The 9,855-nt window shown below is 64.4% G+C and carries 12 protein-coding genes and 1 tRNA gene; 8 read left to right on the top strand and 5 right to left on the bottom strand.

Annotated features, from left to right (window positions below; genetic code table 11):
- Positions 1-367 precede the first annotated feature (367 nt).
- Both EOA33_RS13470 and EOA33_RS13465 read right to left on the bottom strand, forming a co-directional pair.
- Positions 368-453, bottom strand: a tRNA-Leu gene (locus tag EOA33_RS13470).
- 83 nt (positions 454-536) lie between these two features.
- Positions 537-1,115, bottom strand: a complete 579-nt coding sequence (locus EOA33_RS13465; RefSeq protein WP_127405832.1) for an NUDIX domain-containing protein — start codon at positions 1,113-1,115, stop codon at positions 537-539.
- A 154-nt stretch (positions 1,116-1,269) separates the two neighbouring features.
- Between EOA33_RS13465 and EOA33_RS13460 the strand changes: the two genes are divergently transcribed.
- The 3 genes from EOA33_RS13460 to EOA33_RS13450 all read left to right on the top strand — a co-directional run bounded on the left by EOA33_RS13460 (position 1,270) and on the right by EOA33_RS13450 (position 2,999).
- A complete protein-coding gene (locus EOA33_RS13460; RefSeq protein ID WP_127405831.1) occupies positions 1,270-2,373 on the top strand; it encodes an NADH:flavin oxidoreductase/NADH oxidase in 1,104 nt (367 codons plus the stop codon).
- Positions 2,374-2,449: 76 nt separating this feature from the next.
- Complete coding sequence (locus EOA33_RS13455) at positions 2,450-2,728, top strand: DUF982 domain-containing protein (protein WP_126054329.1); 279 nt, start codon at positions 2,450-2,452, stop codon at positions 2,726-2,728.
- Between the two features lie 31 nt (positions 2,729-2,759).
- Entirely contained in the window at positions 2,760-2,999 is a 240-nt protein-coding gene (locus EOA33_RS13450) for a DUF2188 domain-containing protein (RefSeq protein ID WP_126054328.1), read from the top strand.
- 450 nt (positions 3,000-3,449) lie between these two features.
- Here the strand turns inward: EOA33_RS13450 and EOA33_RS40450 are convergent, their stop codons facing one another.
- Complete coding sequence (locus EOA33_RS40450; RefSeq protein ID WP_245455457.1) at positions 3,450-3,764, bottom strand: hypothetical protein; 315 nt, start codon at positions 3,762-3,764, stop codon at positions 3,450-3,452.
- On the bottom strand, positions 3,761-4,417 hold the full coding sequence (locus tag EOA33_RS13440; protein WP_245455456.1) for an alpha/beta fold hydrolase: 657 nt from the start codon (positions 4,415-4,417) through the stop codon (positions 3,761-3,763). Before EOA33_RS13440 ends, EOA33_RS40450 begins: the two co-directional genes overlap by 4 nt.
- 136 nt (positions 4,418-4,553) lie before the next feature.
- Between EOA33_RS13440 and EOA33_RS13435 the strand changes: the two genes are divergently transcribed.
- The 5 genes from EOA33_RS13435 (at position 4,554) to EOA33_RS13415 (ending at position 7,977) form a co-directional block, all read left to right on the top strand.
- A complete protein-coding gene (locus tag EOA33_RS13435) occupies positions 4,554-5,297 on the top strand; it encodes a competence/damage-inducible protein A (RefSeq protein ID WP_127405830.1) in 744 nt (247 codons plus the stop codon).
- An 81-nt stretch (positions 5,298-5,378) separates the two neighbouring features.
- A complete protein-coding gene (locus EOA33_RS13430) occupies positions 5,379-6,212 on the top strand; it encodes a universal stress protein (protein ID WP_126054326.1) in 834 nt (277 codons plus the stop codon).
- Positions 6,213-6,361: 149 nt separating this feature from the next.
- Positions 6,362-6,862, top strand: a complete 501-nt coding sequence (gene gpt, locus EOA33_RS13425) for a xanthine phosphoribosyltransferase (protein WP_027145490.1) — start codon at positions 6,362-6,364, stop codon at positions 6,860-6,862.
- Positions 6,863-7,071: 209 nt separating this feature from the next.
- Positions 7,072-7,560 carry an NUDIX hydrolase gene (locus tag EOA33_RS13420; protein ID WP_126054325.1) on the top strand — a complete coding sequence of 163 codons (489 nt, stop codon included), beginning with the start codon at positions 7,072-7,074 and terminating at the stop codon, positions 7,558-7,560.
- Between the two features lie 105 nt (positions 7,561-7,665).
- Positions 7,666-7,977, top strand: coding sequence for a PilZ domain-containing protein (locus EOA33_RS13415; protein ID WP_126054324.1), 312 nt, complete (start codon positions 7,666-7,668; stop codon positions 7,975-7,977).
- Positions 7,978-8,047: 70 nt separating this feature from the next.
- On the opposite strand, the gene EOA33_RS13410 is transcribed toward EOA33_RS13415, so the two are convergent.
- Positions 8,048-9,853: an ABC transporter ATP-binding protein gene (locus tag EOA33_RS13410; protein WP_127405829.1), complete on the bottom strand. Its 1,806-nt coding sequence runs from the start codon at positions 9,851-9,853 to the stop codon at positions 8,048-8,050.
- Positions 9,854-9,855 lie beyond the last annotated feature (2 nt).

Raw genomic sequence — 9,855 nt, 5'->3', positions numbered from 1 at the left:
CGTGGCGGCGTCGTGGATAGCGGCGGCATGCGTTGCAATCGGAAGGTGCAAAAGCACCAATGGAAGCAAAAGCAAAACGCGGCGCATTCGCTACCCCCTGTGTCAAACCGGAGGACTGGGCACGCTTTGAGAAGGGCAGAGTTTAGGGTGAATGCTCAATCGCGACAAGGTATTTCAGCGACCGCTAACGGAACAGAACCAGGAGTTTCGCGAGGAGTGATCGCAATAATCTCTGACAAAAAGAGGCCGGCGCCTGTTGGGCGGGGGGCTTTGGGGTAAGACGCCGGCCCTAGGCGGATCAAGTCCGCCGCCAGAGGAACTTAGCAAGGTGGGCGCTGAGCGTAATTCCGTGATCGCGCCAGTGCGATGGTGCGGACGACGGGAATCGAACCCGTACGATCAGAGATCGAGGGATTTTAAGTCCCTTGCGTCTACCAGTTCCGCCACGTCCGCGCCCGTTGCTTTTCGGGGCTTCGGGCCGAAACGTCAACCGCCCATGTGCGGACGCGTAAATGCAGAGCGTCCGGCAGCCGCGTTCAGGCTGCGATCGGGTACAATTTCAGGTGCTGGATCAGGATGATCGTCTTGGCATCGACAATGCGCCCGTCGGCGATGCCGGCCAGCGCGTCGTCGAGCGTCATCTCCAGCACCTCGATGTCCTCGCCCTCTTCCGGCGCGCCGCCGCCGGCCGAGATGCGGTCGGCCGGCGTGTAGCGCGCGACGAAGAACCAGAGCCGCTCCGTCACGCTGCCCGGGCTCATATAGGGCGCGAACAGCCGCTCGACGTCCTTCAGCCGGTAGCCGAGCTCTTCCTCCGCCTCCTTGTGGATGCAGGTTTCCGGGTCGTTCTCGTCGAGCAGGCCGGCGCAGGCCTCGATCAGGGGCTCGCGATGGCCGGTGACATAGGCCGGATACCGGAACTGCCGCACCAAGAGCACGGTCGAGCGAGCGGGATCAAAGGGCAGAATCACCGCGCCATCGCCGCGATCGTAGGTCTGGCGGATCTGCGTCTCCCACTGCCCGTCGCGTCGGCGATAATCGAGCACCGTCTTCTTCAGGACCGCCCAGTCGTCGGACAGCACCTCTTCCGAGCGGATGCGAATGCGATCTTCCATGATGAACTCCTGTGCCGGCGGCAAGGCGTAGCCGCGAACCGGCGCTCATGCAATCCGGCCAGCGATTGGGCCAGAAGCAGGTTTCACCGCCTCGTGTCTGGTGCGTGCCGGCGCCCTTGCCTAAATTACAGCATCCCCTGCCGGAGCTCCTTTCATGACCTCATCGCTTTTCCAGCCGATCACGCTTGGCGGCCTCACCTTCCCCAACCGCATCGCAGTCGCGCCGATGTGCCAGTATTCGGCCGAGGATGGTTCCGCCAGCGATTGGCATCTATACCATTGGATGAACCTCGCCATGTCCGGCGCCGGCATGGTCACCGTCGAGATGACCGACGTCGAGCGGCGCGGCCGCATCACACATGGCTGCCTCGGCCTCTATTCCGACGACAACGAAGCCGCTGCCCGGCGAACGCTGGACGCGGCAAGACGCGTCGCCGCGCCCGGCACGAAATTCGGCACCCAGCTTGCCCATGCCGGCCGCAAAGCCTCCAATCGCAAGCCGTGGGAAGGCGGCGGTCCGCTCGCGGCCGGCGAGGATCAATGGCCGATCGTGTCAGCCTCGGCCATCGCCTACGACAAGGGCTGGCAGGTGCCGCACGCGCTGGAGGAAGACGAGATCCTGCAGGTCATCGAGCGTTTCGCCGATGCGGCGAGGCGTGCCGAGCGCGCCGGCTTCGACTTCATCGAACTGCACGCCGCGCACGGCTACCTGATCTTCCAATTCCTGTCGCCGCTCTCCAACCAGCGCACCGATCGCTGGGGCGGTTCGCTGGAAAACCGCATGCGCTTTGTCCTGGAGATCGCCAGGGCGGTTCGGCAAGCCGTCCCCGGGCTGATGATCGGCACGCGTCTGTCGGTCAAGGAATGGGTCGAAGGCGGTTTCGATGTCGAGGACGCCATCGCGGTCACCAAGGCGTTGAAGGCCGAGGGCATCGCCTATCTCTGCTGCTCGAGCGGCGGCAATTCCCCCCTGCAGCAGCTGCCGTCGGGCCCCGGCTACCAGGTGCATCTGGCGGAAGCGGTGCGCAAGGGCGCCGGCATCCCGACCCGAGCCGTCGGCCTGATCGATGATCCGAAGCAGGCCGAGGCGATCGTTGCCGAGGGCCAGGCCGACATGGTGGCGCTGGCGCGCGCCTTCCTCGCCGATCCACGCTGGGGATGGCGGGCCGCGGCCACCTTCGGCGAGGAAATCCACCCGGCGCCGCAGCTTGCCCGCTCGGTGACGACGATGCGGCATTGGATGAAGGCGGCGGGCTGACCAACTTCGCTGAGACGTTTGGGCGCAGCCTGGAAGACACGATTGCAACCAAATTGGCTGCTTTGCGTTTGCGGCCATGATGGACAGCAAGCCTTTTGAAAAGCCGGTGGTGGTCGAACTCGGCCATGTCGGCAAATATCGCCAGATCCGCAGCACAAAAGAAGCGGCGGAATGCCTGATGACGGTTTGGCCGCTCAATCGCGGCCCGCGGCATCGTGATGCCGTCGACACTTGCCTCAAAGTGCTGGAAGGATATCGTTCGACGGCGGATGCGCGCCGGGCCTTGATCGAAGCGGCCAAGGAATCGGAAGTGCTGGTGCCCGACGACCGCTTGCCCGACGATCGGCTGCATTGAGCAAAAGGGGGCTTTTCAACCGGAGGACTTCATGGCGAAGCTGACTTACAAGATCGTCGAGCACGATGGCGGCTGGGCCTACAAGGTCGGTGCGACCTTTTCGGAGACGTTTCCTACCCACCAGGACGCGCTGCGCGCCGCCGAGATCGCTTCGGCCGAGCAGCAGATCGCCGGCGCCACGGACGGCATCCAGTACGAGGACGCCGAAGGCAATTGGCACGACGAACTGGCCGACGGCCGGGATCGGCCACAAACCGAAGTTTCCGACTAGCGTCTGCTCCTGGCGCGGCCCTTGCCGCAGCGGCCGCCGATACCCGCCAGGGCATCCTGCCGCCACTTGGAAAGCGTGCGGTCTACTTGCCGCAATACTGATCGTTGACTTTCTGCCCGGCAACGGCGTCGGGTCCGGACGTGCTAGAGGCGCAGGACCCGGCCGGGTCGGGGTTGCCCAGCGTGTTCAGGCCTGACGCATCGCTGCCGGCAATGCTGGCCGTGGTGTTGCGATCGACGGGGAACGTGTCTTCGTTTCGAACAGCCAGTTGCGATGGCTTCCAGACGTTGTCTCGGCCGACTGGGCCCATGCCGATGTGGCGAGGCCGATCGTCAAAGCCGAGGCTGCAAGCAGTCTCATCATCATTGGTTTTGCTCCCTGATGCGACATGGGTCAGACCCGATGGTCACGTCGAAGGTTCAGTGAATTGTCGTGAGGGCTGGGTGATGTTCAGCCAGCAAACGCCCGCTCGGCAATGCGCCTGACGAAAGCGGCGACGCGCTCCGGCTCGATGAATTGCGGCATGTGGCCCACGCCGTCGACGGCCTCGAAATCGAGCCCTTTGAGCCTGTCCCGCATCGGTTGGCCATGGACAGCCATGCCAATGACGCGGTCGGCGGTGCCGAACAAAATGCCGGCAGGCATGGCGATCTCGCCATAGCGCTGCTCGATGCGGCCGAGATCCTGTTCCACCGCAACAACATCGGTCGAGGTTGCATGGAAATGGGCGGGCCGCAACCCGAGCCAGCCGCCTCCTCCGGTCATATAGTCACCTGGAACGGCCTGCTCGCGAAGATGAACCTCATTGTCGGCTCCGCGTATTTCAAACTCAACGGTATCGCCACCGTATACGCCATGATCCGGCGCAGCAGCCGCGAAGGAACGTAGAGCAGGTCGAATTTCTGGCGCACCCTGGTTTCCAGATGCGTCAGGGGTGCGAGCAAGGCGATGCCCGAAATCCTCCCGGGGTGCTCCACCGCCAGCGTCAGCGCGATTGCGCCGCCCAGCGAATGACCAACGACCAGCGGCTTCTCCAGCCCCAGCTTGTCGATGAAGCGCCGCACGATTTCGGCCTGCTCGGGCAGTCGCCCGGTGGCGTCGCCAGCCCGCACCGAATAGCCAGAGCCCGGACGGTCGAGCGCGATCAGCCTATATCCGGGGCCAAAACGGCCGAACAGCGTGTGGCGGAAATGATGGTGCTGGGCGCCTAGCCCATGCAGGAAAACGATCGGCCTGCCCTCGCCTTCCTCGACATAATGGATGCGGTTGCCGTCGATCTCGACAAACGTTCCGCGCGCCGGCACCAGCCGTTTCGCCTTGGCGGCGATCCACCATGTCGCCAGCACCAAAAAAAGAAGCACCACGACCGCCAGCACGACCACGCCACCGAGCAGCCACCACAGAATCGATATCGACATCTTCCACCCGCAGCAGACCGGGGCAGATTCCCCGCCGCAGATGTCGCTGCAAGGCGCCGCCGTGGCATAGTGCTGGCTGATTGCCGGCGGCCCATCGCCGCGCTATCTCAGGCGACCCTGTTTGCCGGAGCCAGCCATGCCTGAAATTGTCACCGCCGCCATGCTCGTCATCGGCGACGAGATCCTGTCGGGCCGGACCAAGGACAAGAACATCGGCCACCTTGCCGACATCATGACGGCCATAGGCATCGACCTGAAGGAAGTGCGCATCGTTGCCGACGAGGAGGACGAGATCGTCGCCGCGGTCAATGCCGTGCGCGCTCGCTACACCTACGTCTTCACCACCGGCGGCATCGGCCCCACGCATGACGACATCACCGCCGATTCGATCGCCAAGGCGTTCAGCGTGCCATGCGAATACGACGCCAAGGCCTATGCGATGCTGGAAGCGAGCTATGCCGCGCGCGGCATTGAATACACCGAGGCGAGGAAGCGCATGGCGCGCATGCCGCGTGGCGCCGACCATATCAACAATCCGGTGTCTATCGCGCCGGGCTTCCGCATCGGCAACGTCCATGTCATGGCCGACGTGCCGTCGATCTTCCAGGCCATGCTCGACAATGTCGTGCCGACGCTGAAGGCGGGGACCAAAATGCTGTCGGTGACGGTCCAGTGCCCGTTCGGCGAGGGCCTGATCGGCGGCCCCCTGGCCGATATCCAGAAGGCGCATTCCGACACCATCATCGGCTCTTACCCGAAATATGGCGACGGCAAGTTCTGGACCGAACTCGTCGTGCGCGCCCGCAGCGAGGAAGCGCTGGAGGCCGCGCGCAGGGATGTCGAAGCCATGGTGGCCGGTCTCGCCAAGGCGGCCGGTTGATCCAGGTCATTCCGGAACCAAGCGCGCTCCTCTAGCGTTTGTCGCAGGCGATTTTCGATCGCCGCAAGATGAGGGATTGCCATGCGCTTCAAGACCATCGTCGCCATATTGCAGAACGAGCAGGACGCCGAGCGCGTGCTCGATTGCGCCATCCCGCTTGCCGACCGCTTTCAAAGCCATCTCGTCGGCATCCATGCCGAGGCGCTTCCAGTCCCCTACACCTCGGCGACCGGCTTTCCGGACACCGAGTTCCTGCAGGTGTCGGCCGAGATGAACCGGGAACGCGCCGACAAGCTGGAAGCGCTTTTCCTGAGGCGCATCGAAGCGTCGGGCCTATCCTTCGAGTGGCGCAGCCTCGAGAGCTTTTCCGGCGACAGCGCGCTGACCGGCATTTCAAGCGTCCGTGCAGCCGACCTGATCATCGCCGCCCAGCGCGACACCGGCGGCGATCCGAGCGCCGATGTCGACACGCTGGTCTATGATGCCGGACGGCCCGTGCTCGTGGTGCCGCATGAAGGCCCCCTCATCACAACCTTCAAGCGTGTGCTCCTGGCCTGGAACGGCAGCAAGGAGGCCGCACGCGCCGCCTTCGACGCCCTGCCCTTCATCAGCGAGGCGGAGAAGACGGACATATTGATCATCGATCCGCCGGAGACGCTGGACGAAGCCCCGGAGGCCGCCGGCGCCGAGATCGCCGCGGCGCTCTCCAGGCACGGCGCCACCGTCAGCGTCTCGGTGCAGAGGTCGAACGGCGGTTCCGTCGATGACCTGATCCAGACACGCATCGCCGAGACCGGCGCCGACTTGCTCGTGCTCGGCGCTTACAGCCATTCCTGGCTGCGCCAACTGCTGTTCGGCGGCGTGACACGCACGGTGCTGCGCACCGCGCCAGTGGCGGCCTTCCTGTCTAGATGACCTAACGCCGTTCAAAGCAAGCGCGGCGTTAAGTCCACCGGTATCGCTAGCCGCCACCTTGCCAAGGGCGGCATTTTCCCGCTAATTCCGCCTGCATTCCCCTTGGATGTCGTCACGCGCCTGGTCGCGTGTTGCGGAGTGCGCGAAAAATGTCCCTTCCCGAAAAAGCCTTCCCGGTCTCCTGGGACCAGTTCCACCGCGACGCCCGCGCGCTTGCCTGGCGGCTTGCCGGCGCCAGCAAGGGGCAGTGGAAGGCGATCGTCTGCATCACCCGCGGCGGCCTTGTGCCAGCCGCCATCATCTCGCGCGAGCTCGGCATCCGGGTCATCGAGACGGTTTGCGTCGCCTCCTATCACGACTACACCAGCCAGGGGCAGTTGCAGGTTCTGAAGGAAATCACGCCGGCGTTGCTCGCCGACGACGGCGCCGGTGTGCTGATCATCGACGACCTCACCGACACCGGCAAGACCGCGGGCATCGTACGCGCCATGATGCCTAAGGCGCATTTCGCCACCGTCTACGCCAAGCCGAAGGGGCGACCGCTGGTCGATACCTTCGTCACCGAGGTCAGCCAGGATACCTGGATCTACTTTCCCTGGGATATGGGCTTCACTTACCAGAAGCCGATCGCCGACGATCACGCCGGCTGACCTGGTTAGATATTCTACTGAAACGATTCAGCGTGCATTTTTTTGCTACGCGAGCAAGGAGCGCCGAGAGCCCTGTTTCGCGTGATCGACTTTTCTTGGTGGAATTCAACAAGTTCCTGTGAAGTTTTTTACTTTTGTTGCGTATAATCGGTCGTAAGATTCGTTTCTTAAGGCGACAACGAGTTCGAGGGCTGGGGCTAGCTTCTCCAATGTTGACGAGGCCAACGACGCACTATCATCTAGCCGAAAGGGTCCGGCGACTGTTCGGCACCGCGCCGTGCCGCCTGCAGGTTGCCGCTTTGCCCTGGCGCGAGGCCGGCGATGGCGTCGAGATCATGCTGATCACCAGCCGCGACACCGGCCGTTGGGTGCTGCCCAAGGGTTGGCCGGAAGCCAAGGAGCCGCTTTGCGAGGCGGCGGCGCGCGAGGCCGGCGAAGAAGCCGGGTTGCGCGGCACGGTCTCCCATCTCGAAGCCGGCCGCTATTTCTATGCCAAGGCACTCGCTTCCGGCGAGGAAGTGCCTTGCGAGGTGCTGGTCTTCCCGCTGCGGGTCGACCGCGTTGCCGACCGCTGGAAGGAAAAGCGGGCGCGCACCCGCAAATGGGTGAACTCGACCGAAGCCGTGCGCATGGTCAACGAGCCGGACCTCTGCCAGATCATCGCCCATTTCTGCGCCAATCCGCGCAAATTCGCGTGAATTGACCGCCTAACACCGGCACGGCGGAGCCATGCTTCGGACCGGTCATTGCCGCGCGCCAGTATGACCTCTAAGATCGATTCGGCTGCCCTGGCATACTTGGCGATGACCAACACCACACAACCACTCGAAAACAATTCCAGCGACAGCCGTCGCAAGCACCGCCAGCGCGTGCTCAAGGGCGGTTCGATCATCACCGGCATCAAGAATTCCGAGATCAGCTGCACCTTGCGCAACCAGAATGAGGGCGGCGCCGAGCTGAAGGTCGCGCCGGACGCCCGCGTTCCCGATCGCTTCCTGCTCTATGTACCGGTCGACGGCGTCGCCTACCGATCGGAGGTCCGCTGGCGCCGCAACGATCGCGTCGGCGTCCAGTTCACCGGCACCGAGCCGAAGCCGAAGTTGCACTACGGCTGATCGCCTCAGCGGGCCTTGCCTCTGTGTCGATTTGAAGGGCGTCCGGAGCGAGTGGATGCCCTCTTTCACGTCAGATGACCAGACCCTTGGTCAGCTCGAGCGCCTGGCGTTCGAACAAGCGGCGATAGATGCCGCCGTTCAGCCGGATCAGCTGGTCATGCGAGCCCTCCTCGACGATGCGGCCACGATCGAACACCAGCAGCCTGTCGAGCGCCCTGGCGGTCGACAGCCGGTGGGCGATGACCAGCGTCGTGCGGCCGACCATCAACCGCTCCATCGCCTGCTGGATCAGCACCTCCGATTCCGAATCGAGGCTGGACGTCGCCTCGTCGAGGATCAGGACGCGCGCGTCGGCGAGGAAGGCACGCGCGATCGCCACCCGCTGGCGCTCGCCGCCCGACAGCTTCACGCCGCGCTCGCCGACCAGCGTGCCATAGCCTTTCGGCAGGTTGGCGATGAACTCATGCGCGCTCGCCAGCCGCGCCGCATGCTCGATCTCGGGCTGCGTGGCGCTGGGCCGGGCATAGGCGATGTTCTCGGCCAGCGAGCGGTGGAACAGGATCGGCTCCTGCTGGACGATGGCGATCTGCGCGCGCAGTGATGCCTGCGCCACCTCGGCAATATCCTGGCCGTCGATCAGGATCCTGCCGGCGTTCACATCGTAGAGGCGCTGGATCAGCTTGACGAAGGTCGTCTTGCCCGAACCGGAATGGCCGACCAGCCCGACGCGCTCGCCGGGCGCGATTTCGACCGAGAAATCGCGGTAGAGCGGCAGCCGATGGTTGCCATAGTGGAAGGTGACCTTGTCGAAGCTGATGCCTCCATCGCTGATGCGGATCGGCCCCGCGGTCGTCCGGTCTTCGATGCCGAGCGGTTCGGCCTGGAAGTCGACCAGTTCCTCCATGTCGTTGATCGAACGCTGCAGGTTGCGGATATGCGTGCCGATGTCGCGCAGATAGCCCTGCAGCACGAAGAACGAGGTGAGCACGAAGGCGACGTCGCCGGCGCTGGCCTCGCCCCACGCCCACAGCATCAGCGCCAGACCGATCACAGCCGTCCGCAGCAGCAGAAGCATCGTGCCCTGCGTGGTGCCGTTGACGGTGCCGCGCACCCAGGTGCGGCGGGTGCGGGCGCGCCATTTGGCGACGACCCAGGCAAGACGCGCTTCCTCGCGCGCCTCGGCGCCGAAACCCTTGACCACGGCATTGCAGCTCACCGCATCGGCGAGTGAACCGCCAAGGCGCGTATCCCATGTGTTGGCGAGCCGGGCCGCCGGCGCGACATAGCCAAGCGACAGCATCGCCGTCACCATGATGAACAGCACAGAGCCAGCGGCGACCACCGCGCCCATCAGCGGCCAGAACCAGCCGAGCAGCAGGGTCGAGCCGACGAGCATGACGACCGACGGCAACAGTGCGATCAGGATCGTGTCATTGAGCAGGTCGAGCGCCCACATGCCGCGCGTGATCTTGCGCACGGTCGAGCCGGCGAAGCTGTTGGCATGCCAGTCGGTGGAAAAACGCTGGACGCGGTGGAAGGCGTCGGCGGCGATGTCGGCCATCATCTTCAGCGTCAGCTCGACGATGGCCATGAAGGCGGCGTTGCGCAGCACGACGCCGGTCAGCGCCAGGGCGACCAGCATCCAGAAGGCTGAGATTGCCGCGTTCCAGGCGACGTCGTCGGCAGCACCACTGCTGGCGACGGCGTCGACCAGCCGTCCGGAATAGAGCGGCGTCAGCACATCGGCCAGCGTCGACAAAAGGAAGGCGGCCATGATCAGCGAAAGCCGCCACGGCTGGCGCCGCCAATGGCCGAGCGTGAAGCCAAGCACGCTGCGGAAGGCTTCGGCACGCAGATCGATTCGAAAACGAGCCATGA

The organism is Mesorhizobium sp. M4A.F.Ca.ET.050.02.1.1 (genome assembly GCF_003997725.1).
GTDB lineage: Bacteria > Pseudomonadota > Alphaproteobacteria > Rhizobiales > Rhizobiaceae > Mesorhizobium.
This window is presented reverse-complemented; position numbering and strand designations above follow the sequence as displayed.